We start from the raw sequence: 22,263 nt of genomic DNA, 5'->3' as shown, positions 1-22,263 counted from the left end.
GTTCAAGCGGTCCACCGATAGAGCCAGACCTCGGACGCTGCTGCGCCGTCTTTGCGCAGTTGTGCGCGCAATTCAACATGATCGCGTTCGCCCGGATCGAAGGAGAACGCCAGTCGCGCGCCGCCGGTGTCCGGGTTGCGTTGCAGCACCCCCTTGGAGGTTTCGACATGCGGCGATTGGGTAAAGATGTCGATAGCGTCGAGATCATCGAACAGGTCTGACGCTTCAAAATCGATCACCGCAACACGGCCTTCGGCAAAATGGCGCTTGCCCATGGCCGTGTTGATGACAGCGGGCAGGGGTGTGCGATAGGGGTGCTCGCCCCAAGTCAGGCGATAGGCGATATCGACCTGTTGACCGGGCGCATAGGGTTCAGAAGGGCGCCAGTAGGCGACGATGTTGTCATAGATTTCCTGATCCGCCGGGATTTCCACCAGACGTACGGTGCCCTTACCCCAATCGCCCTTGGGTTCGACCCACAGGCCGGGGCGGCGATGGTAATGCGCCTCGAGATCCGCAAAATTCGAGAACTCGCGCGAGCGTTGCATCAGGCCAAAGCCACGCGGGTTGGTGTCGACAAAGGACGACACTTGCAGGTGCTTGGGGTTGGCGAGCGGCCGCCAAAGCACCTCACCCGCGCCATTGTGGATCATCAGCCCGTCGCTGTCGTGCACAGCCGGGCGGAAGTCGTCGAACCGAGTCGGGTTGGTTTCGTCGAACAGGAACATTGAGGTCAACGGGCCAAGGCCTACATGGTCCATCTCTTCGCGAGCAAAGAGCGTGGCCTCTACCTCCATCACGCAGTCTTCGCCCGGAGTCACGTCAAACCGATAGGCACCGGCTACACTGGGGCTGTCCATGAGGGCGTGCACAACCATGTTGCGCTGGCCCACTTTGGGGCGTTCCAGCCAGAAGCGGATGAAATCCGGGAATTCCTCGCCCTCCGGATCGCCGGTCTTGAGCGCAAGACCACGCGCCGAGAGGCCATAAGCCTCGCCAAGACCGATGGCGCGGAAATAGCTGGCGCCTTGGAAGACGCAGAACTCATCCGTTTTGCCGGGGCGGTGCAGCTCGGTGCGAAGGCGCAGGCCGGAAAAGCCGAGCGTGTCGGCATCCACGGGCAGATCGGGCACCTTGTCGGATTTCTTGAACATGTCCAGGCTGAAGGGCACGGGCGTCGACAGACCGCCCTCGACCGAGAACACCTTGACCGCCTGCGGGAAGTACAGACCGGGGGTAAAGAAATCGACGTTATAAGGCGTGTCAGTTCCGTACCACAGCGCCTTGTCCAGGCGGAACCGGATCTCGCGGTATTGCTCGTAGCTCAGGTTCTGCCAGGCTTCGGGCACACGCGGGCGCGGCGCGTAAGGGCGGCTGGCCAGATCGCGGGCCTCGGCCACAACCGTCTCGCGATCAAAGGGCACGCCTGCGCCGGTGGCACCCACAGCGGGGGCCAGAGCAAGGGCCGAGGCAGAGGCGAGGAAGTGACGACGAGTGAGCTTCATTTCTTGGCCTTCCAAGGTTGCGATTTGAACCAGCCCGCCAAGTAGGCAACGCCGATGATCAGCGCAAAGCCAAGCAAGTTGGCAAAGAGAACGGGAAAGAAGTCACGCCCGGTTTGATCCAGCAAGACACCCAGGATGCGTGCGGCGGCCATCGAGAAAACAAAGACTGCAAGCGACTGCTGTCCGACCTTTGTGATCAGGGTCAGGACGACTTGCCAGAGTTGCGCCAGCGCGCCGGTCCCGGTGGCGATCAGGCGGGCGCCCTTTTCACCTGCGACGACCCAACCCAGATAGGCCAACGCAAGAAAGTGCACGTAGCGGAAGAGGCCAAACTCGGTCTTGTCGCGGAGCTCCTTGGTCAGGGGCCAGACCTTGCGGATCTGATCAGCGAGATCGCTGTTCCACGCATCGATCCACAGGAACACCTTCCACGAACCAAAGGGCGCGGACAACACCAGAAACAGGGCGCTGACCCAGATCAGGGTCTTGGACACCGTTGGAGCAGGGATCCAGCCGCGCATGAAGGCAAAGCCGGTAAAGAACAAAAGCTGCCAGCCGAAGGGGTTGAAGAACCACTCTCGGGTTGACCAAGGCTCTGCCGGAAGGGCCAGCATGCCGGTTTGCGCAACGGCCCACAGTGCGACCGACGCCAGAGCAGCGGCCCAGAACCCCAGCTTTTGTTGCAGACCAACAAAGATTGGCATCAGCGCCAGCACCACCAGATACATCGGCAGGATGTCAAAATAGTTGGGCACGTATGTCAGCGTAAAGATCCCCACCATCTGCGAGGCCGGATCCTTGAAGAAATGCTGCAGATTGAGGGAGTTGATGTAGGTCTTTTCGAACAGTCCCGACTGGTCCAATGCCGCCATCGACATGGCGACAAAGAAGAACAGCCCGATATGCGCCCAATAGACCTGCCAGATGCGGAAGGCCACGCGGGCGGTGCCCATCCACCAACCCTTGCGCACAAATGCCCCGCCAAAGGCAATGGCCGAGGCCATGCCCGAACAGAACACAAAGATCTCGGTTGCGTCCGAGAACCCGAAGCGGGCCGGGATCCAGCGTGCCCAGGGGTCACCCGGGATATGCGCAATCAGGATGATGAACATCGCGATGCCGCGATAGAAATCCAAACGTGGATCACGCACGCGCACCGCTGGCGTCGCGGTCGAAGCCGCGACGGGGGCAAAATCAGTTGAGGGCGAAACGGTCGCCATATCGGGTACTGTCCTTAGTTTTTTATTCTGCCGGGACGCTTTGCGCGTTCTCACTGCCACGTCCAGAGGCAATCAGTGCTCGGCGGGCCAGGGCATAGTTGTCTTCACCACCGGCGCGCTGGGCTTGGCGGTCATCCAGAATTCCTTCCACCGCGTCCAAGCGGCCCGCACGCAGGCCTGCGTCGATGGTCAGGCGCTCAAACACATCGCGCTGGGCGTGGCTGCCACCGGCCAGCTGCATCGACCCGCGCGCATTGGCAAGGTGATCAAACGCCAGCCCATAGTCGCCGTCGCCAAAGGCGTGCAGGCCAAGGGCTGCGTCCATGCCCGGCTGCGCCATGCGGCGGGTGGTATCGCATTTGTTTTGTTGGGCGTCTCGCGCGATCCGGCGCAGCATCGATGTCGCCGCGTCCTCGCGTTTGTCACCGGTCAGGGCCAGCAGATAGTGCAGATCGGCAAAGATCAGGCAGCCATCTTCGGTCCGGGCGGCGCTGAATTCGGCCAGCTCTTCCCACCGGTCGCCAACGTTGACACCTTCAAGCTCGAGTCGCGAAAGCAGCGAGGTTGCGTTGGAAATGTCACGGTAGTCGTCGGTCTTGTTGGCGCGAATTTCCGCATCATAGAGCGCCATCACCTCGTCGATCTGGCCCAAGTCCAGATGCATCAGCGCCTTGTGCCACCAGACGTGGTAGCGGAAGTTGTTGCAGTGGGTAAAGGCATCCTCGCGCCCCGCCAGCCATTCCAGGCCCTGCGCCGCATTGCCGGTCATATCGTGCACATGTGCCACCGCATGCAGACCCCAGGCATCGTCTGACACCATCCACAGCGCCTGACGGCCTGCAATCTCGGCCTTTTCATAAGCTCCGGTTTCCTCAAGTGCAAAGGCGTGGCAGCCCAGCAGATAGCCGCGACCCGCGTGATCGGGGGCGTAGGTGGGCATCACCCGCTCGATGGACCGGCGCATGCCCTTGGCATCCCCCAGCACAAAGCGCGCCGCGTGGCTGAGTTTCATGGCCAGCGTGTCTTCGGGGCGAGAGCGCAGCACTTCTTCGAACTTTTGGACCGCACCGGTCGGGCTGCCAGCCAGCCAGACCTGCAAGGCTTCGACAAACAGCATCTCACGCGCGCTCACCGGGCGGGCCTGCATCGCGGCCTGTGCGTCCTTCAGGGCTTGCTCGGCCACCGAGTAAAGCTCACGCCGACCCAGCAGGATGGTGAAGATCCCTTTGACCGCGTGGCCCAAGGCAAAGTCCGGTTCAGACGTCAGCACGGCGCCCAGATGTTGCGGCGTGACAGCGGCATGCGCCATGAACCCGAGCAGAACACCGTTCCACGCTTCGACGCTGTCGTCGCGGGTCAGGCTGTTCATCTGTCCGAAAATGTCTTGTTTCATGCTGGGTCCGATCCTTGTGTGAGTGCTGGCTCTTACGGCTTAGCAAACTGTATAGGCGGCCAGTAACAGTATCGACGCCGCTCGCGAATTGGTGAAAACCCGTGTGTGCAAAATGTGAGATTCGCCGCCGATTCAGGCAGTTGTTTCAGCAAAACCCCGCGCAAACAGCCGATGTGTTTCAGTCCTTGAAGGGGGTTTTGCTGTTGAGAACGGCTTCGGTGTCCGCCCCAAAGGTCGGCGGAGCATGGCGATATGTTACAGGTGTGCGGCTGAAATTGAGCGGATTGCCGATCAGATGCACAGGGCCAGGGGTGGCCTCCATGTCGATCTGCATCGTGCGCGCAGTGACCTGATCGCTGTCGAACACCTGATCCAGCGTCTGTACCGGACCAACCGGCACTTTGCGCGCTTCAAGTTCGCGAATCACTGTTTGCGTGTCGTGGTTTAGCAAAGTGGGGCGCAGGATGGCATTTAACGCATCACGGTGTTCCAGGCGGGCGGGGTTGGTGGCAAACCGTCCGTCTTTTGGCAGTTCGTTCAAACCCAGAAACCCGCAAAACCGGGTGAACTGGCTGTCATTGCCCACGGCCAGGATCACGTGATCATCGGCGGTTTCGTAGACGTCGTAGGGCACGATGTTGGGATGTCCGTTGCCACGTCGCTCTGGAACGTTGCCGCTGGTCAGATAGTTCACACCCTCGTTGATCAGCCACGACACCTGTGCATCGACCAGCGCGATGTCGATCTGTTGGCCTTCGCCTGTGCGTTCGGCATGGCGCAGGGCGGCGAGGATTCCCACGGTTGCATACATTCCACACATCACATCCGCGATGCCAACACCCACCTTCATCGGCGCGCCTGTTGGTTCGCCGGTCAGCGACATGATCCCGCCATAGCCCTGCGCCATCAGGTCGTATCCGGGTTTCGCGGCATTTGGGCCGGTCTGCCCGTAGCCCGAGATCGAGCAATAGACGAGGCCCGGCACCTCTTTTGAGATGGTGGTGTAGTCCAAGCCGTATTTGGCCAACCCGCCGGGTTTGAAATTCTCGATCAGGATATCCGCTTCGGCCGCCAGACGGCGAATGGTGGCCTGGCCATCCAGCGTGGTTATGTCCATCGCGACAGATTTCTTGTTGCGATTGGCGGACATGAAATAGGCGCTCAGGTCGCTGGCGTTGCCTTCTGCATCTGTCACATACGGCGGCCCCCACTGCCGGGTGTCATCGCCGCCCGTGACCGGATTCTCGATCTTCAGGACGCTTGCGCCCAGATCGCCCAACAGCTGCGTACAAGTGGGACCGGCCAGAATGCGGCTGAGGTCCAGAACCTTGACGCCTGTCAGCGCGCCCTCAGATACGGCCATCGTACCCCTCCCGTTCGATCTCGGCTGCGATCACGGTGAAAGTGCCAGCCTGTTGCGCCTGTCCCAAGGCGGCTCGCAGTTCGGCGCGGTTGCGCACAGTGTGACCTGCGCCGCCAAAAGCGCGGCCCATGGCGGCAAAGTCGTGGTGGCCGAAATCGACGCCCCGGTTGGTCATCTGACGCTGGCGTTGTTTCAACTCGATGAGCGCAAGGCTGGCGTCCACGAACACGACAAAGATCGCGCGAGTGTCCAACTCGGCAGCAGTGGCCAACTCTCCGGCAACCATCAGCAAACCGGCATCGCCCGAAAAGCTGACCACTGGCCGATCCGGTTGCGCCAGTTTGCGACCGATCGCCATCGGCACGGCGCAGCCCATGGTGCAAAGCGCCGAGCTTTGGATCAGGCCCCGCGGTTCGGTGCAGTCCCACATTTGGCTCAGCAGAATGCGATGCGCGCCGCTGTCAGCGGTGGCCAGCGTCTCGGGTGGCATCACGGCGCGGGTTTCTGCGATGACGGCAGCAGGACCCCAGTCGTCGCCCTGCGGAAACGCTTGCGCCAGCGCCGTCTTGGTCGCCTGCGGCTCTCCCCCTGACCAGACCGCGCGCGCGGCGTTGCCTTTGGCAAGGACTTCAAGCGTTTCGCCCACATGGGCGACAAAGTTCAGGCTGGCCTGGTGCATGTAGTGGTCGTTGGGCACGGTGGCGATGTCGATGACACGCTGTTTCGACGGGTCCCAAACCTCGCGCCAGCCGGGCCGCATTTCGATGGGGTCATAGCCCAGACACAGGATCAGATCGGCCTGTTCAACGAGCGGCAACAGATGCTTGTCCGCCAAAGGCGACAGGCCTGCACCACCCAGGCACAAGGGATGATCCTCGGGCACGATGCCTTTGGCCTTATAGGTGGTTACAAAGGGGATCTGGTAGTGCTCAAGGAATGCCCGCAACACGCAGGCAGAGGTTTCGGCCAGCAGGTCCAGACCGACAATGGCGAAAGGGCGCTTGCTGTCGGCCAGCCACTCGCGAGCTTGGGCCAGTTTTGCGCCTTGAGGCACCACCCGGGCCGCCGGGGCCAGTCGCCGCAGGGGAACACCCGTCACGCGCGTGTCTGCGACCGAGATCGGAACGTCGATGTGCACCGGACCGGGGCGGGGCTGCATCGCAAGCGAAACCGCCTTGTCGGCGATGATGTCGGCACCTTTGGCGGTCAGGCGAAAGCTGCCCTTGGTGATGGGGCGAAACACTGCCTGATGATCCATCACCTGATGGGTGTAGGTCAGCGCTTCGTCTTCGTCCACGCAACCCGACAGTACAATCATCGGCACCCGATCCTGTAGGGCATTGGCAACCACATTGATGCCGTTCATCGCCCCCGGCCCAAGCGTGCCCACCAGAATGGCGGGCGCGCCATCAGCGTGATGCACCCCTTCGGCCATGAAACCGGCTGCGTTTTCGTGCTTGGCCAGATGAAAGGTGATCCCTGCCTTCTCCAGCGCATCCACCAGAGTCAAAACCTCACCCCCCGGCATCCCGAACGCATGGCGGCATCCGGCTTCGTACAGGCGACGCGCCAAAAGATCGGCGGCACGGGGGGAGGAGGTGGACATGCGGGGTTCTCCGAGTTGTTTCAGGATGCGAGATTGCGGAGAGAGCGGGCAGGCGCAAGCCCGATCACGTCAGTGTGACCCGGTTATGGCGGCCTTGGCGATGGCCTGAAACGCGGCGTCCAGTTCTTGGGCAATCGCCGCAAGCGCCGCGCCGCCTTCGTCCGTATAGGGGGCCATGACATGCGAAGGCAGCTTATAGGATAGCGTGGCGGTGCCATCTTCGTTTTCAGTCACATAGATGCGGATCGGGGCCTCGATCATGGCCGCGGTCGAAGTTTCCAGAACCCGCACTGCGAAGTCGTTGTTGAAAACACCGATGACCCGGTTGCCCGGGATAGTGATGCCGCGATTGGCAGCGGCCTTGGTGGGCCCAGCTTGGGTGACCACAATAAGCCCGTTGGATTTGACAGCCGCTTTTACTGCTTTGGTCAGAGCATCATGGGTCTGGGTTGTGGGGTGAACCGCCCAACCATCACGCGGCTGTAGATCGCCCGCCCACGCTGGCAGAGAGAACACAAAAGCACTCAAGAACATAATAGATCGAAACATTGCCTCTCTCCTTCACGGCCCCGCCTTTGTGCCATCAAACACCGCTTGGGTGTGGTCACGATTGCGTGGTTCAAAATGTCACCCTAAGGTCGCCGGGAACATCAGCGGGAGAGGCAGGGATGGCGGACATGAATGGGGCTGAGAGCCTGGTGCACACGCTCTTGGACAGCGGGGTCGAGGTCTGTTTCACCAACCCCGGCACGTCAGAGATGCATTTTGTGGCCGCGCTGGATCATATCCCTGGCATGCGTTCGGTTCTGACACTATTCGAAGGCGTCGCGACAGGAGCCGCCGATGGCTATTACCGGATGGCAGGTAAACCGGCTTCGACCCTGCTGCACCTTGGGCCGGGGCTGGCAAACGGGATATCCAACCTGCACAACGCCAAGAAAGCCGGATCAGGTGTCGTCAACATCGTGGGCGAACACGCGGCCTCTCACCTGGAGCTGGACGCGCCACTGACGGCAGACATCGAAGGATTGGCGCGACCGGTTTCCCATTGGGTGCACAGCGCAAAATCGGCCGCGGATGTTGGGGCAGATGCCGCGCGATCGGTGCAAGCGGCAAACACTGCGCCAGGTCAGGTCGCGACGTTGATCCTGCCATCTGACACGGCCTGGACCGACGGCGGTCAGGTGGCAGCGCCCCTGGCACCTCCGATCCGTGTGAAGCCCGCTGAGGCTGACATTGCCGCAGCCGCAGGCGCTTTGGATGGAGCGGAGAGCCTGCTGCTGTTGGGCGGCGAGGCCTTGACGGCAGAAACCTTGGAATTGGCGGGACAGATCGCGGCGCAAACCGGATGTGCGCTGTTGTCGGAATGGTCCAATGCTCGGATGGAGCGTGGGGCAGGGCGGGTGCCGGTTCCCCGGGTCCCCTATCCAATTGATCTGGCGGTCGAGGTTTTGGCGCCTTTCAAGCGCATCGTTCTGGTCGGCGCGCGGGCTCCGATAGGGTTCTTTGCCTATCCCGGCAAGCCAGCGGTTCTGAGCGCAGACGGGGCTGAGATCATTGAATTGGCAGACTGGAGCGCTGATTTGCATGGCACGCTGGAGGGGCTTTGCGTTGCAGCGGGTGCCGAGGGAGCCAAGCCAGATCTGGCCACGCGCAATCCAGAAGCTTCGGTAAGCGGGCCGTTGAACCCGGACAGTATTGCACAGGTCTTGGGGCAGAAAATCCCCGAAGGTGCCATCGTTGTGGACGAATCAATCACCACGGGCCGTGCCTTTCATCCCGTGACCAAAGGGGCAGCGCCACACACCTGGCTCAACAACTGCGGGGGGTCTATCGGCTATTCGCTGTCTTGTGCCATCGGGGCTGCGATTGCCTGCCCGGATCGCAAGGTGCTGACGTTGACCGGGGATGGATCGGCGCTCTATATGCCACAGGCGCTGTGGACAATGGCGCGGGAACAGTTGGACATCACCGTGGTGATCTGGGCTAACCATTCCTATCAGATCCTGCGCGGCGAGTTGATCAACGTCGGCGTTCAGAACCCCGGTCCGCGCGCCATCGACATGCTGACGCTGGACCGCCCTCGGATCGACTGGATCGCGCAGGCCCGTGCCATGGGTGTTGATGGCGTTCGGATAGACAGCGCCGAGGCATTCTCGGATGCGCTGGAAGATGCCTTTGACTCAACTGGCCCACGTTTGATTGAGGTATCGATGTGACAAGGGCGCCTTTGTGAGGAACAACAAAGCAGTGATGCACTGCAATGATCGGGGCGGCAGCGTAAGTCTGTCCGGAAGCATGGACCCGGCTCCCGTTCCGCTTAAGAAATGCCGGTTCCCAACACTCCGGGGGGCTCCCGCGCCCGAGCAGACCTGACTGCGTCAGCCCCGCTAACGGCCTCGGGCCGGGCGCCGAGCAAAGCTCGGCGCGGTCCCGTGTTTGGCAGGTGGTGTTCTCGTTCGAAACAGGGGATGATGTTTTGCGTATGCGAGGGGGCAGAAGCGTGCCAACCGCCGCGCGAAGCGCGGCCCGGCCCAACGGGAGAAGATGCCCTGCCAAGGGCATCAACGATGGGCGGGAGCACGCCCGTGTTTTTGATATCGACATCACTGCTTTTGAGACGCAGTTCAGACCTGCCGCATAATCGGCCCACTTGGTCAGATGTGTCCAAACCGGGCGGATAACGAGACCTAAGGCAAGTGCCTTATCCACCAACACAATTTTGTACGAGTAACGCTTACAGTTTTTGAAGCAGGTAGATATCCATGATCCAGCCATGGTCTGCCCGCGCCTTGGCTCGGGTTTCGAGAATCTTGGCAGCTACTTTGTCCAAAGGCCCAGATACGAGAACTTGTTCCTTCATCCCCACATAAGCCCCCCACCAGATGTAAAAGTTGCTCATCTCAAGGCTCTGAAATGAGCATTCACCATCCAGCATGACCGCCACCTTGCCCGTCCCTTCGGGCCAGCCGTCGTCTCGGATGCGTCGTCCGGTTGTGACCACATAAGGCGCACCAATGTCGTTGATAGGGATCGCGTGGGCGGCCGTCAGCGCTTGCAGCGCGGTGATGCCTGGGATCACACGGGTCGTTGGGTAAGGGGTCAATCGCGACGCAATTCTCAGAGAACTGTCATAAAGCGACGGATCGCCCCAGATCAGCAGCGCCACCTGTTTGGCCTGCGGGTGCGATGCGATTGTGTCCTGCCAGCGCAGGGCAATGGCGTCGTGCCATTCGTCGACGCCGCGCAAGTAACCATCTTCGGCACGGCGTTTGGGGATATCGAAATAGGCAGTCTCGGGTGGTGTTTCAGTCACCTGTGCGATGATCTGTTCGCGCAGCCCCGCCAGATCGGCCTTGTTCTCTCCCTTGCGTGGGATCAGGATCAGGTCGGCCTCGCGGATCGCCTGAGCGCCTTGAAAGGTCACATGATCGGGGTTGCCGGTGCCGATGCCGATCAGGTTCAGCTCATACATCGTGCAGCTCCGCCAACGGGCCATATAGAATCAGCGCCGGTGCCGACCCGATCTCGGCACTCAGGCGCTCGGCCAGCTCTCCCATCGTGGATCGATGCAAGGCCTGGTTCGTGGTTGAAACCGCCTCGGCCAGCAAGGCCGGGGTGTCGAGCGGCAGGCCATGTGCCTCCAACGCTTGAACGAGCAGGGGAAAAGTGCGTTTGCCCATGAAAACGACCGTCGTCGCCTGGTCGTCGGCCAAGGCCTGCAGGTTCAGGTCATCGGGTAGTTTGCCGCTAACGTCGTGACCGGTGACGAACTGCACGCGGCGTGCCGTCAGGCGACGGGTCAGCGGGATCCCTGCGGCGGCCGCGGCCGCAACGGCCGAGGGGATGCCAGGTATGATCTCGTATTCGATCCCGGCCTCTCGCAAGGCGACCAGCTCTTCTTCCAGTCGTCCGAACATCCCACCATCGCCGGATTTCAGGCGCACCACCTTGGCTCCGGTCTGGGCATAGTCCACCAGCAGGCGGCTCACATGGTCTTGCTTGGGCGAGGGGCGACCGGCGCGTTTGCCAACGCCCACCAGGTCCGCATCCTCGCGCGCATGGCTCAGGATCGGACCGCTGCTCAGGTCGTCAAACAATACGGCATCGGCCTTGCCCATCCGGTCCACAGCCTTGAGCGTCAAAAGCTCTGGGTCGCCGGGACCAGAGCCGATAAAGGAAACAAAACCAGTCATTTGCTGTCTTCTGCAATGAGGTGAAAGAAGGTGCCGGTGACATGACCGCGCACCGATCCGGTCTGCGGCCCTTCGGCGCCTTCAGCGTCAAACACACGCGCAAGCGGTGCATCGGGCTGCTCCACGATCGAGGAATAGTGGAATTCATGCCCACGCAGTTCCGTGCCGACGGCAAAGCCGGGCATTGGTGCCACCAGTTGGGCCTTGCGATAGCCCAGGTTGAACTTGCGCTTTTCGTAGGATGTCACGAGGCCAAGTAGCCCGGCCATCTGATGCCGCGTGCCGTCCTTGTCGACCAGCGCTTCCCCTAAAGCCATGTAGCCCCCACACTCGCCATGTACGGGCTTGGTTTCGGCGTGTCTGCGTAGACCCGTGCGGAAAGTTCCTGCCGCAGCCAATGTGCCCGCGTGCAGTTCCGGATACCCGCCAGGCAGCCAGACCAGATCAGCATCCGCGGCAGGTGCTTCATCGGCAAGCGGTGAAAACGGCAGGATCTCGGCCCCAGCCTCACGCCAGCCTTTCAGCAAATGTGGGTAGGTAAAGGAAAACGCAGCATCGCGGGCCAGAGCGATCCGTTGCGCCGGGGGGCGAGGCAGCGCGGCCGACGATGGCCCGCCCGAATTCGGGGTGAGGCCTGAGGAGGCCGCCGCCCGGATCGCGTCCAGATCGACATGCTCGCGTAGGAATGCTGCATAGCCGGTGATCGCGGCCTCCAGATCGGGGTGTTCCACCGCCTGGATCAGACCCAGGTGGCGTTCCGGAAGTGTCAGGTCGCCGCGTCGGGGCAGAACGCCCAGAACCGGAAGGCCCGCGCGCTCCATGCCCAGACGGGTCAGCCGTTCGTGGCGCGGGCTGGCGCAGCGGTTCAGGATCACGCCCGCAAAGGGCAGGTCGGGGTTGTACATCCGAAAGCCCAAAGCAGTCGCGGCCGCAGACTGCGCCTGTCCGCCCACATCCAGAACCAGAACCACGGGCCATCCCATGCGGAGCGCCGTTTCAGCGCTGGTGCCATGCCCCACGGCACCTGGTTTGGCAACGCCGTCAAACAGGCCCATCGACCCCTCGGCGACCACGATGTCGGCGCCTTGGGCCTGGGTTGCGATGGCGCCCAACAGGTCCTCTCCCATCGCCCAGCTGTCGATGTTGAACGACGGACGCTTGGCAGCGGCCAGGTGAAAGGCCGGGTCGATGTAGTCCGGTCCGCTTTTGAAGGGTTGCACGGCCAATCCATCCTCGGCCAACGCGCGCAGCAGGCCCAGCATGACAGTGGTTTTGCCGGTTCCCGAGGAGGGGGCGGAAATCAGAACGCCGGGTGGGTTTGTATGTACTTCAGTCATCACCATGACTCCAGCTCGACCACGGGCTCTCGGCGCTTTGCGGACGATAGCGGCGGTCGTAGTCGGTGGAATAGAGGCAGCTTTCGTCGAAACCTTCGCCCTTTAGAACCGGACCTACCAGAATTAGCGCCGTGCGTGAGATCTTCTCGTCCAGCGCATCCTTCAGTGTCTCCAGCGTGGCACGGAGGATCTGCTCATCGGGCCAGCTGGCGCGATAGACCACCGCCACAGGGCAACCCGCACCATAGTGCGGGGTCAAATCCGCAATCACCTTGTCCAGATTGCCGATCGACAGGTGGATAGCCAGCGTGGTGCCGGTGCGTGCGAAGTTTTCCAGGCTCTCGCCTTCGGGCATCGACGATGCGCGCCCCGGTGTTCGGGTCAGAACCACCGACTGTCCCAGGCCGGGCAGGGTCAGTTCAGTTCCCAAAGCAGCAGCGGCAGCAGCAAAGGAGGGCACGCCGGGCGTGACGCTCACCGGGATACCTTCGGCCTTCAACCGGCGGATCTGCTCGCCCATGGCGGACCAGACCGACAGGTCACCGGAATGAAGCCTTGCTACATCTTGGCCCGCAGCATGAGCAATCTTAATCTCGGTGACAATCGCATCCAGGTCCATCGCCGCCGTGTTGATCACCTTTGCGTCGTCCGGGCAATGGCTCAGGATTTCCTCTGGCACCAGCGACCCGGCATAGAGGCAGACAGGGCAGGACGCGATGATGTCGCGGCCCCGCAGGGTCAGCAGATCGGCGGCGCCCGGTCCGGCGCCGATGAAGTGAACGGTCATGAGGGTACTCCAATTGCGACCGCGCAGGTGGCCAGGCGGTCGGTCGAGATATGTCGGGGCGCCAGCAGTCGGGCGCCAGGGCCAGCGGCAGACAGGGCGGCGGCTTCGGCGACACTGCCGGTGCCATAGGTGGCGCGGCTGCGCGGCGAACAGGTCAAAGTGCGTTGCCCGGCCAGATCATCAGCGGGCAACAGGTGCAGGGGCAGGTTCAGGTGCTGCGCAAACTCGGTCAGCGCCGGGTGGCCGTCTTTGTCGGCCACGGTCGCAAGCGCGGTTACGTCATGCCCGGCACTGGCAAGTTCATAGGCCGCGCGCAGGCTGTGCGCAGTTGCTTGCGAGGAGAACCCAAGGCCGGCAACAATCGGGGCAACGATCATAGCGTCACGCTCCACTGCACCACCGGATAGGCTGATTTCCAGCCCCTACGCGGTCCCAGAGGCGCTGATTGGGCGAGCTCGATCCGCAGCAGGTCACCGCCAAGTTTTTCGTGCCACTGGGCCAGAACCGCCTCGCTTTCCAGCGTTACGGCATTGGCGACAAGGCGGGTTCCAGCATCAAGATTATCTTTGAGCCAGCCCATCAATTCATCACTCAAGCCGCCGCCGATGAACACAACGTCCGGTAGATCGAGACCGTCGAGCACGGTGGGGGCGATGCCATGCACCACCTCCAGCCTGTCCTGCCCAAGGGCGTCGGCATTGCGCCGAATGCGCTCGGCTCGGTCGGCGCGGGGTTCGATCGTGGTTGCGGTCAGGCTGGAATGACTCATCAGCCATTCGATCCCGATGGAGCCAGTGCCGCCGCCGATGTCCCACAGGTGCTCGCCCCGCTGCGGGGCCAACGCCGACAGAGTAAGGGCGCGCACCGGCCGCTTGGTGATTTGCCCGTCGGTTTCAAAGATCGCGTCGGGCTTGCCGCTGGCCTTGGGCAGGGTCAGGCCATCGCCTGCCACATCAAGCCCTACGCAGACCGGATGCTGGATGTCATCAAATTCCAGATCACATGCTTTGCACACGCGCAGACGTTGGCGCGGTCCACCAAGCGCCTCCATGACATTCAGTTTGCTTTCGCCAAACCCAAGTGCCGTCAGCCAATCCGCCAGTTCCAGCACCGCGTCCCCATTGCGCAGCAGCACAATGGCGCGCAGACCGGGGGCCAGATGCGGGCGCAACCGGGTTAGCGGGGCGGCGTGCAAACCCATGGTCAGGGTCATTTCCAGCGGCCAGGCCAGTTTCGCGGCGGCCAGGGCAAAGGTCGACGGGCCAGGCCGCGCGGTCCATTCGCCCGGGGCCAGATTGCGCGCGATGACAGAGCCCGCGCCGAACCAGAACGGATCGCCCGAGGCCAGAACCACCACGTGTCGCCCACGCAGGTCCAGAAGCTTGGCGAACCCGTCCGCATACGGCACCGGCCATTCGACGCGCTCTTGATGCCCTGCGGGCACCAGCGACAGGTGGCGGGGCGGGGCCATGATCACCTCGGCCGCGTCCAGCACTTGACGGCTTGCGGGCGACAGGCCATCCAGTCCATCTTCGCCCAACCCGATCACGGTGAGCCACGGTTTTTCGAACGGAACGTCAGACATGTCCAACCTCCTTATTCTTGGTGGCACAACCGAGGCCAACGCTCTGGCCAAAGCTGTGGCAGAACAGGGGCTTAACGCGACCTATTCTTATGCGGGGCGCGTCGATAATCCGCGCCCTCAGCCGCTGCCAACCCGCGTTGGCGGCTTTGGTGGGGCCGAGGGGCTGGCGCGTTACATCAGCGACCATGGCGTGACCCATGTGATCGATGCCACGCACCCCTTTGCTGCGCAGATGAGCGGGAATGCCGCGCAGGCCTGCGCCCAGACAGACACGCCGCTGGCTGCATTGACGCGTCCGGCATGGGTGGAAGGAGAGGCTGACAATTGGATCCATGTCGCGAATGTCGACACTGCTGTCGAGGCGTTGAGCGGTCCTGCTCAGCGCGTGTTCCTTGCCGTGGGCCGCATGCATTTGGCGGAGTTCGCGGCCCAGCCCCAGCACCACTACCTGCTGCGTCTGGTGGACGAACCGGGCAGTGTGCCGATACCCAATGCCGACGTAGAGGTCTCGCGCGGGCCGTTCACTGTTGAGGGCGATGTCGCGCTGATGCGCCGCCATGGCATCCAGTTGGTTGTGTCCAAAAATGCCGGTGGCAGTGGCGCGCGGGCCAAGCTGGATGCGGCGCGCACCTTGGGGCTGCCCGTCCTTATGATCGATCGACCCAAAGTTCCGGAACGAACGGAACTGGGGACCACGACGCAGGTTTTGGACTGGCTGACGCATAACGGGTTCTAACCCTCGGCCTTCGCGATGAAGCGCGGGGTATAGACGATTGGGTCGCCGTCTCGATCAATGGTGCGTGTCAGCGAAGACCCGACGATCACCATCGTCTGCATATCCGCCATCTCGGGCGTGGCCTCGCCCAATGTCGACACCTTGATCGCCTCATCTGCCCGCGACACGGCGCGGGCAAAGATGATCAACCGTTCAGGCTCACATTCCTCGCGCAGGATTTCCAGCGTGCGTTCAAACTTGCCGGGCCGGGATTTGGCGCGCGGGTTATAAAAGGCCATGGCGAAATCGGCTTGCGCAGCAAGACGCAGGCGCTTTTCGATCACCTCCCACGGTTTCAGGTTGTCGCTGAGGTTGATGGTGCAGAAATCATGGCCTAGGGGCGCGCCCACACGGGCTGCAGCCGCCAGCATCGCGGTGATGCCGGGTAGCACCTGAATGTCCAGATTGCGCCAGTCGGAGGGGCCGTTGTCCACCGCCTCGTAGACTGCAGAGGCCATGGCAAAAACACCCGGATCTCCGGAGGAGACAACGACCACGCGCTTGCCTTCGCTTGCCATATCCAGCGCATGTTGCGAGCGGTCGATCTCGACCCGATTGTCGCTGGGGTGCAGGGTCAGGCCCGGGCGTTCAGCCACACGCGCAACATAAGGAATGTAGCCCACGATATCCGTGGCCTCGGCCAGAGCGGCCGTCACTTCGGGCGTCACCAAAGCCTCATTCCCCGGTCCAAGACCTGCGATCTTGACCCAGCCGGTCATGGTCTGCGCCCCTGACCGTGCACGATGATGATCGAGAAATAAGGGGTCAGCCCGTCGCAGTTTTCACTCAGCTTGCAGACGCGCTGATTGGGCATTTGGGCAAATTCCACGATCCAGGCACGGTCATAGAGGCCGGATGCCTTTAGCGCACGCGTCACCTTATCGATGTTGCGTCCGATTTTCATCACCACCAGCGCGTCGGTGTCGGACATGCGGCGGGTCAACTCATCCTCGGGCAGGGTGCCAACCAGCACGGTCAGCACATCGTCGCCCCAAGTGATCGGATCGCCGGTTGCGGTCCAGGCACCGGACATGCCGGTGATGGCGGGCACGACCTCAACCGGGGCCTGATCGCGCAGACGGGAATAGAGGTGCATGAACGAGCCATAGAAGAACGGGTCGCCTTCGCAGAGCACCACCACGTCTTCGCCCTGATCTGACAGCTCTTTGAGGCGCGCGGTGCAGTCTTCGTAGAAGCTGGCCAGCATCTCGTTGTAACGCGGGTCGGTCAGCGGGATTTCGGTTGTGACCGGGTACTCCATAGGAAACTCGATCACGCTCTCGGGCAGCATGCCGTTCACGATGCCCCGTGCTTGACCGGATTTACCGGCCTTGCGGAAATAGGCCACGTGGCGCGCATTGCGCAGCAAACGGTCCGAGCGGACGCTCATCAGGTCCGGGTTTCCGGGGCCCAGACCCAGGCCGTATATAGTGCCTTTGCTCATTCCGCGCGGCTCGCGATGGCGTTGATGGCGGCGACGGTGATGGCGCTGCCGCCCAACCGGCCCTTGACGATGCAGGACGGCACGGGTTGTGCCTCCCACAGGGCGTCCTTGGATTCCACCGCACCGACAAAGCCCACCGGGCAGCCGATGATGGCAGCGGGGCGGGGGCAGTCGGGGTCTTCAAGCATGTTCAGCAAGTGGAACAGCGCGGTGGGGGCGTTGCCGATGGCCACAACCGAGCCTTCGAGCTTGTCGCGCCACAGTTCAAGTGCAGCGGCCGAGCGGGTGTTGCTCATCTTTTCGGCCAAGGGGCGCACGCGCTCGTCGTGCAGGGTGCAGATCACCTCGTTGTCGGCGGGCAGGCGAAAGCGTGTGACGCCTTCGGAGACCATGCGCGCATCACAAAAGATTGGTGCACCAGCTTCCATCGCGTCGCGGGCGGCCTTCACAAAATTGGGTGAGAAGTGAACGAATTCTTCCAGCCCAACCATGCCTGCGGCGTGGATCATGCGCACCGCGACCTGCTCTTCGTCGGCATCAAAACGGGCCAGATCAGCCTCGGCCCGGATCGTCGCAAAGGACTGTTTGTAGATGGCCGCGCCGTTGGTTTCGTATTCATAAGGCATCAGGTCAGATCCATGCTCATCAGTGTTTCGGGTGTCAGCCCACGTTGACAGGGCACATCCCCTGCGCGGCCATGTTTTACAAGATCAAATCGTCCGTTGGCGCCGATCAGGGTGACATCGGCAGGCAATTGACGCGCGCAGCCTTTGGCACAGCCCGAGACATGCAGGCTGCCTGCGACCTTGGGGGCCAGAGTGAGGGCGATATCGCGCGTGGCGACCTCTGCCTGCGGACAGAAGGGCGCGCCGGGGCAGGCATCGGTGGTCAAAAGCGGATCGTTTGCGGTTGTGACAAAGGCGTCTGTGGTCGCGTTTGCGCCGCCTTCCAGAAGGAAGAGCCGCCAAGGGGTCACGCGCAGGGCAATCGCCTTTGCACTTTGCATCAGGTCAGCCAAGGCCCGAGCGGGCAGGGCACCAAAGGGCGCGCCATAGAGGGGGCCAATGTCTGTGGTTCCCGGTTGCAGGGCTGACCCAATGGGGCCCGGCGCTGTGCCTTGCCAGATCGAAGGCAGCGGAACATCCCGCGTCAGTCGGGACATACGGCGCGTCTCAGCCCCGTAATTTTCGCAAAACCAATGGGTCAGTTCGATGAGCCGGTCAATGGCCTCAACTTCGGTCATGTGACGACCGGAGGGAACTCCGTCCGCCCGCAAGATCAGGCCGTCCTGCCCGCGCTCCAGCCGAATATCGGCAGAGTTGGATGTCAGCAGCCGGGATGTGCCGGTGTCGACGGCAAAGCCGAATTTTGCGGGGATGTCAGGCAGTTCACCAAGTCGCGCGATCAGTTCGTTGGTCAGCCGCGTAGTCAGATCGCCATCCTGATAAAAAGGCGAGATCAGGATGTTGCGCTTGGTCTCAATCCCGGGCTCTGCATCCAGCAGATCAAGAGCCGCCAATTCAGACAGCAGCTGTTGGTGATCCTGCTCTGCGACGCCGCGTACCTGCAAATTTGCACGATTGGTCAGGTCGATGGTGCCGTTGCCAAACCGCTCAGCCACATCACACAGGCCAAGGACCTGTTCCGCCGTCAGTCGCGCCATCCGGGGACGCACGCGCACCACCAACCCGTCACCCGACATCATCGGACGATGGGCGCTTGGGCACCAACCACGGACCAGAGGGTCTGTCACAGCAGCCCCTCCATTTCGGCCCGCAAGGAGTTGCGGCGAGTGTCCCACAGCCCGGCCTCATAAAGCGCGCGGAACTTGTCGAGCATCGCCTGATGCGCTTGCGGGTTGGCCTCTTGCAGGAAGGCATCGACCTGCGCGTCGCCCAAGGTGGCGTCGTGGTAGAGGTCAAACAGATGCGGTGCGACGGTTCCCGAAAGATGGGCAAAGCTGGCCATGTGATCAAGCGTCGCCGCGATCTCGGCCGCCCCTCGGAAGCCATGGCGTTGCATGCCCGCGATCCAGCCGGGGTTGGCGGCACGAGCGTGGACGACGCGGCTGATTTCTTCGGGCAGGGTGCGGGCGCGCGGGTTTTCAGGATTGGTGTTGTCCAGGTGGTACAGCTGCGCGGTGCCGCCGGTTACTTTCTTGGCGGCGGCAAACCCGGCCTCGTGGGTGGCATAGTCATTGGCCAGCAGCAGGTCGGTTTCGGTCAAATCCTGCAGGTGGACAAAGCTGTCGGCTTTGGCCACGCGATCGGTGATCCCGTCGAGGTCCTGCGCGACATGCTCGCCTTCCAGCGCAAAGGAACTGGCGTTGAGCCAAGCCTTTCCGGCGGCCTCGCGCGCCTCATCCGTATAGGTCTCACTGTGTTCCCCAATGCCCAGGCCATAACTGCCGGGCGCGGGGCCATAGACACGCGCGGCGGGTTTCTGACCGGCGTAGGGGTTCCAGTCGGGTGCTTCGTCGCGGGCGCACAGCGCGCGAATGGCTTGGCCGTATAGTGCTGACAACGTTGGGAAAACATCGCGGAACAGGCCGGATACACGCAGGGTGACGTCCAAACGGGGGCGGTCCAGATCGGTGATCGGCAAAACCTCGATTCCCGACACGCGCTCGCTGCCCGCATCCCAGATGGGTTTCACGCCCAACAGATGCAGCGCCATGCCAAACTCTTCACCGGCTGTGCGCATGGTTGCCGAGCCCCAAAGGTCAACGATCAGCCCGCGGGGGTAGTCGCCTTCTTCCTGCAGGTGCCGCCGCACCAATTCTTCGGCCAAATTGACGCCGTGCGCGTAAGCCGCACGCGTTGGTACCGAACGTGGGTCAGTGGTATAGAGGTTGCGACCTGTGGGCAGCACGTCAGTGCGCCCGCGATAGGGCGAGCCTGAGGGCCCGGATTCGATCCGTTTGCCCGCCAGTGCGTCCAGCAAGCCCTGCCGTTCCGCATGGGCCGAGGCGGTGGGGTCGAAATTGCCTGTCACCTCGGGCACGCGTCCATAGATGTGCAGCCCGTCGCCGAACTGGCTTTCCTTGATGTCACAGACAAAGCGGTCGATGCGCGTGATCGCCTCGGCTGTGTTTGTTGCGCGGTCGAGACCCAGATCGTTTTCCAGACCAATCGCCTGCGCCTCGTCCCGGATGTCCGATTGCAGCCGGTCGCGGCGTTTTGGGTCAAGCCCGTCGGCGTTCGAAAACTCGTCCAGCAGCGCCTCAAGCCGAACCATTCGGTCCGGCGTGCCACTTTCGCGCATTGCGGGCGGGATGTGGCCAAGGGTGACGGCACCGATCCGACGTTTGGCCTGCGCGGCCTCGCCCGGGTCGTTGACGATGAACGGGTAGATGACGGGTAGGTTGCCCACCAGTGCTTCGGGCCAGCAGTCGTGTGACAGGGCCACGGATTTGCCGGGCAGCCATTCCAGCGTGCCATGTGCGCCGATGTGGATGAGGGCGTCAGCGTTCAGTGCATGGCGCAGCCAGAGGTAGAAGGCGACATAGGAGTGACGCGGGGTACGGCCCAGATCGTGGTAGTCATCGTCGCGCAGATCAGGCGTGCCGCGTTCCGGTTGCAAGGCGATGATGGCCTTGCCGCGTTTGAGAGCGGTGAAGTGGAATGCCCCTTGCGAAAATGCCGTATCGTTTTCGGGTTTACCCCATGTGTATTGCAAATTTTGGCGTAACTCAGGCGAGACTGTGGCAAGGGCCTGGCGGTAATTTTCAATCGGCCATGAAATCGCCGCATTTTGCAACTCTTCGGCAATGGGTGCTTTAGGGGCGGTTTCGTAGCCCTGAGACTGCAAGTCCGCCAGCATGGCTTCGGCCGAGGCCAGAGCATCCAGGCCAACAGCATGCGCCATCTGCCAGTCTTTGCCGGGATAGGTCGACAAAACCATCACTGGCACCTGTTCCGCCTTGGGTTTGGCGCTCAGGTTCAGCCAGCCGCTGACCCGGTCAATGACAGCTTCGATCCGGGCTGCATCGGGGCGGTGGGTAAAACGGGAATACTCCAGATCCGGGTCTTTCCGACCGGGTTCCTTGAAGGACACAACGCCGGTGTTGATGCGCCCGTCCACCTCGGGCAGCACCACATGCATGGCAAGGTCGGCGGGTGACAGCCCACGCTCGGCCTCGGCCCAGGCTTTGCGGCGCGAGGTAGACAACGCAACCTGGAACACAGGCGCATCTGCGGCGTCGAGAGGCGAGGTGCCCGAGGCTCCACGACCCGAGAAGGAGGTGGCGTTGATGATTGCGTCCGGCGCCAGGGTTTGCATCTGTTCGCGCAACCACTCGGCGGCCTTCGGGGCCTTGAGCGACGGGGCAAAGAGCCCCAATGCGTCGTAGCCGCGTGCGCGCAGGGCCTCGATCATGGCCTTCACCGGGGCGGTGTCGGCAGAGGTGAGGTAGGCGCGATAGAATGTGACCAGCACGCGCGGCTTGTCGCCGTCACACGCGGATAAGGCGTCGATGACACCGCGATCCGGGCACCAGGCGCCGAACTCAGGCAGGGATTTCGACCCCATGACCGGACCCGCGTAAAGCCCGGTTGCCAACGCCATCTGTGCCAAAGCTGCCTGTGCGGCAACTTCGCCGCCCGTGTCACACAGATGCGCCAGACGGCGCAGGGTCGAGACGGGTAGGGTGGAATAGTCATCCAGCCGCGCATCCTCGCGCCCGTCAGCGGGCAGCACGGCCAGGGCCAACCCCTTGGCCTGCGCCAGGGCCAGAACTTGTTGCAGCCCGTAAGCCCAATAAGGCACCCCACCGATCAGTCGGATCAGGATGCCCTTAGCCCCTTCGAGCGTCTGTTCCACGTAAGTGTCCACAGACAGGGGATGTTTCAGTGCGGCCAGGTTTGCCAGCCGCAGCGAGGGCATGCGTCCCTCGGGACCGCCGCCACGATGCCAGCCTGCTGCAAAAGCCCCCAGATCACTGTCCGAGAACGACAGCACAACCAGGTCCCCGGGCGTCTGGCCCAGGTCCATCGGTGTATCGGCCTCATCCAGACCGTGGCTTTCGCGAAAAACGACATGCATGGGCGGTCT

Annotated in this window: 19 protein-coding genes; 2 read left to right on the top strand and 17 right to left on the bottom strand. The window is 62.4% G+C overall.

The window, feature by feature from the left end; genetic code table 11:
* Nucleotides 1-2 precede the first annotated feature (2 nt).
* The 6 genes from TRM7615_RS18310 to TRM7615_RS18285 form a co-directional block, all read right to left on the bottom strand.
* Nucleotides 3-1,505 (bottom strand): OpgD/OpgG family glucan biosynthesis protein, encoded by a 1,503-nt coding sequence (locus TRM7615_RS18310; RefSeq protein WP_108790268.1) that lies wholly within the window; start codon nucleotides 1,503-1,505, stop codon nucleotides 3-5.
* Nucleotides 1,502-2,725, bottom strand: a complete 1,224-nt coding sequence (locus tag TRM7615_RS18305) for an OpgC family protein (protein ID WP_108790264.1) — start codon at nucleotides 2,723-2,725, stop codon at nucleotides 1,502-1,504. Before TRM7615_RS18305 ends, TRM7615_RS18310 begins: the two co-directional genes overlap by 4 nt.
* A gap of 22 nt (nucleotides 2,726-2,747) precedes the next feature.
* Nucleotides 2,748-4,118, bottom strand: coding sequence for a tetratricopeptide repeat protein (locus tag TRM7615_RS18300; RefSeq protein ID WP_108790261.1), 1,371 nt, complete (start codon nucleotides 4,116-4,118; stop codon nucleotides 2,748-2,750).
* Nucleotides 4,119-4,296: 178 nt separating this feature from the next.
* The gene (locus tag TRM7615_RS18295; RefSeq protein ID WP_108790258.1) at nucleotides 4,297-5,481 is read right to left on the bottom strand and encodes a CaiB/BaiF CoA transferase family protein; all 1,185 of its coding nucleotides are present in this window, start codon (nucleotides 5,479-5,481) and stop codon (nucleotides 4,297-4,299) included.
* Entirely contained in the window at nucleotides 5,468-7,087 is a 1,620-nt protein-coding gene (locus tag TRM7615_RS18290; protein WP_108790255.1) for a thiamine pyrophosphate-binding protein, read from the bottom strand. Before TRM7615_RS18290 ends, TRM7615_RS18295 begins: the two co-directional genes overlap by 14 nt.
* A gap of 69 nt (nucleotides 7,088-7,156) precedes the next feature.
* Nucleotides 7,157-7,636, bottom strand: coding sequence for a DUF302 domain-containing protein (locus TRM7615_RS18285; protein WP_108790252.1), 480 nt, complete (start codon nucleotides 7,634-7,636; stop codon nucleotides 7,157-7,159).
* Between the two features lie 128 nt (nucleotides 7,637-7,764).
* Here TRM7615_RS18285 and TRM7615_RS18280 point away from each other — a divergent pair, with 128 nt between their 5' ends.
* Entirely contained in the window at nucleotides 7,765-9,306 is a 1,542-nt protein-coding gene (locus tag TRM7615_RS18280; RefSeq protein ID WP_165821480.1) for an acetolactate synthase large subunit, read from the top strand.
* Between the two features lie 518 nt (nucleotides 9,307-9,824).
* Here the strand turns inward: TRM7615_RS18280 and cobF are convergent.
* From cobF to cbiE, 6 genes are read right to left on the bottom strand one after another with little or no spacing between them, the layout of a single operon-like run.
* The gene (cobF, locus tag TRM7615_RS18275; protein WP_108790247.1) at nucleotides 9,825-10,562 is read right to left on the bottom strand and encodes a precorrin-6A synthase (deacetylating); all 738 of its coding nucleotides are present in this window, start codon (nucleotides 10,560-10,562) and stop codon (nucleotides 9,825-9,827) included.
* Nucleotides 10,555-11,283, bottom strand: a complete 729-nt coding sequence (cobA, locus tag TRM7615_RS18270) for a uroporphyrinogen-III C-methyltransferase (protein ID WP_108790245.1) — start codon at nucleotides 11,281-11,283, stop codon at nucleotides 10,555-10,557. Before cobA ends, cobF begins: the two co-directional genes overlap by 8 nt.
* Complete coding sequence (locus TRM7615_RS18265) at nucleotides 11,280-12,620, bottom strand: cobyrinic acid a,c-diamide synthase CobB (protein ID WP_108790634.1); 1,341 nt, start codon at nucleotides 12,618-12,620, stop codon at nucleotides 11,280-11,282. Before TRM7615_RS18265 ends, cobA begins: the two co-directional genes overlap by 4 nt.
* Entirely contained in the window at nucleotides 12,613-13,407 is a 795-nt protein-coding gene (gene cobM / locus TRM7615_RS18260) for a precorrin-4 C(11)-methyltransferase (protein WP_108790241.1), read from the bottom strand. The genes TRM7615_RS18265 and cobM overlap by 8 nt, the downstream gene beginning before the upstream one ends.
* Entirely contained in the window at nucleotides 13,404-13,784 is a 381-nt protein-coding gene (locus TRM7615_RS18255; protein ID WP_108790238.1) for a cobalamin biosynthesis protein, read from the bottom strand. Before TRM7615_RS18255 ends, cobM begins: the two co-directional genes overlap by 4 nt.
* Nucleotides 13,781-14,992: a precorrin-6y C5,15-methyltransferase (decarboxylating) subunit CbiE gene (gene cbiE / locus TRM7615_RS18250; protein WP_108790235.1), complete on the bottom strand. Its 1,212-nt coding sequence runs from the start codon at nucleotides 14,990-14,992 to the stop codon at nucleotides 13,781-13,783. Before cbiE ends, TRM7615_RS18255 begins: the two co-directional genes overlap by 4 nt.
* Between cbiE and TRM7615_RS18245 the strand changes: the two genes are divergently transcribed.
* The gene (locus TRM7615_RS18245) at nucleotides 14,991-15,728 is read left to right on the top strand and encodes a cobalt-precorrin-6A reductase (RefSeq protein WP_108790232.1); all 738 of its coding nucleotides are present in this window, start codon (nucleotides 14,991-14,993) and stop codon (nucleotides 15,726-15,728) included. The genes cbiE and TRM7615_RS18245 overlap by 2 nt on opposite strands.
* Here TRM7615_RS18245 and cobJ read toward each other — a convergent pair.
* From cobJ to cobN, 5 genes are read right to left on the bottom strand one after another with little or no spacing between them, the layout of a single operon-like run.
* Nucleotides 15,725-16,486, bottom strand: coding sequence for a precorrin-3B C(17)-methyltransferase (gene cobJ / locus TRM7615_RS18240; protein WP_108790229.1), 762 nt, complete (start codon nucleotides 16,484-16,486; stop codon nucleotides 15,725-15,727). The two genes, TRM7615_RS18245 and cobJ, sit on opposite strands and share 4 nt — an antisense overlap.
* Nucleotides 16,483-17,211: a precorrin-2 C(20)-methyltransferase gene (locus TRM7615_RS18235; protein ID WP_108790225.1), complete on the bottom strand. Its 729-nt coding sequence runs from the start codon at nucleotides 17,209-17,211 to the stop codon at nucleotides 16,483-16,485. Before TRM7615_RS18235 ends, cobJ begins: the two co-directional genes overlap by 4 nt.
* On the bottom strand, nucleotides 17,208-17,837 hold the full coding sequence (locus TRM7615_RS18230; protein WP_108790222.1) for a precorrin-8X methylmutase: 630 nt from the start codon (nucleotides 17,835-17,837) through the stop codon (nucleotides 17,208-17,210). The genes TRM7615_RS18235 and TRM7615_RS18230 overlap by 4 nt, the downstream gene beginning before the upstream one ends.
* A complete protein-coding gene (locus TRM7615_RS18225) occupies nucleotides 17,837-18,964 on the bottom strand; it encodes a ferredoxin-like domain-containing protein (protein WP_108790219.1) in 1,128 nt (375 codons plus the stop codon). Before TRM7615_RS18225 ends, TRM7615_RS18230 begins: the two co-directional genes overlap by 1 nt.
* A complete protein-coding gene (gene cobN / locus TRM7615_RS18220; RefSeq protein ID WP_108790216.1) occupies nucleotides 18,961-22,254 on the bottom strand; it encodes a cobaltochelatase subunit CobN in 3,294 nt (1,097 codons plus the stop codon). The genes TRM7615_RS18225 and cobN overlap by 4 nt, the downstream gene beginning before the upstream one ends.
* Between the last annotated feature and the right edge of the window lie 9 nt (nucleotides 22,255-22,263).

Source organism: Falsiruegeria mediterranea M17 (assembly GCF_900302455.1).
Taxonomy (GTDB): domain Bacteria; phylum Pseudomonadota; class Alphaproteobacteria; order Rhodobacterales; family Rhodobacteraceae; genus Falsiruegeria; species Falsiruegeria mediterranea.
This window is presented reverse-complemented; position numbering and strand designations above follow the sequence as displayed.

Bases quoted from the DNA above. Each gene is read 5' to 3' on its own strand.
- cobN (WP_108790216.1), bottom strand. From the start codon at position 22,254: ATGCATGTCGTTTTTCGCGAAAGCCACGGTCTGGATGAGGCCGATACA.
- cbiE (WP_108790235.1), bottom strand. From the start codon at position 14,992: ATGTCTGACGTTCCGTTCGAAAAACCGTGGCTCACCGTGATCGGGTTG.
- cobM (WP_108790241.1), bottom strand. From the start codon at position 13,407: ATGACCGTTCACTTCATCGGCGCCGGACCGGGCGCCGCCGATCTGCTG.
- cobF (WP_108790247.1), bottom strand. From the start codon at position 10,562: ATGTATGAGCTGAACCTGATCGGCATCGGCACCGGCAACCCCGATCAT.
- TRM7615_RS18295 (WP_108790258.1), bottom strand. From the start codon at position 5,481: ATGGCCGTATCTGAGGGCGCGCTGACAGGCGTCAAGGTTCTGGACCTC.
- TRM7615_RS18255 (WP_108790238.1), bottom strand. From the start codon at position 13,784: ATGATCGTTGCCCCGATTGTTGCCGGCCTTGGGTTCTCCTCGCAAGCA.
- cobA (WP_108790245.1), bottom strand. From the start codon at position 11,283: ATGACTGGTTTTGTTTCCTTTATCGGCTCTGGTCCCGGCGACCCAGAG.
- TRM7615_RS18230 (WP_108790222.1), bottom strand. From the start codon at position 17,837: ATGCCTTATGAATACGAAACCAACGGCGCGGCCATCTACAAACAGTCC.
- TRM7615_RS18310 (WP_108790268.1), bottom strand. From the start codon at position 1,505: ATGAAGCTCACTCGTCGTCACTTCCTCGCCTCTGCCTCGGCCCTTGCT.
- cobJ (WP_108790229.1), bottom strand. From the start codon at position 16,486: ATGACCGGCTGGGTCAAGATCGCAGGTCTTGGACCGGGGAATGAGGCT.
- TRM7615_RS18285 (WP_108790252.1), bottom strand. From the start codon at position 7,636: ATGTTTCGATCTATTATGTTCTTGAGTGCTTTTGTGTTCTCTCTGCCA.
- TRM7615_RS18290 (WP_108790255.1), bottom strand. From the start codon at position 7,087: ATGTCCACCTCCTCCCCCCGTGCCGCCGATCTTTTGGCGCGTCGCCTG.
- TRM7615_RS18235 (WP_108790225.1), bottom strand. From the start codon at position 17,211: ATGAGCAAAGGCACTATATACGGCCTGGGTCTGGGCCCCGGAAACCCG.
- TRM7615_RS18280 (WP_165821480.1), top strand. From the start codon at position 7,765: ATGAATGGGGCTGAGAGCCTGGTGCACACGCTCTTGGACAGCGGGGTC.
- TRM7615_RS18300 (WP_108790261.1), bottom strand. From the start codon at position 4,118: ATGAAACAAGACATTTTCGGACAGATGAACAGCCTGACCCGCGACGAC.
- TRM7615_RS18245 (WP_108790232.1), top strand. From the start codon at position 14,991: ATGTCCAACCTCCTTATTCTTGGTGGCACAACCGAGGCCAACGCTCTG.
- TRM7615_RS18305 (WP_108790264.1), bottom strand. From the start codon at position 2,725: ATGGCGACCGTTTCGCCCTCAACTGATTTTGCCCCCGTCGCGGCTTCG.
- TRM7615_RS18265 (WP_108790634.1), bottom strand. From the start codon at position 12,620: ATGACTGAAGTACATACAAACCCACCCGGCGTTCTGATTTCCGCCCCC.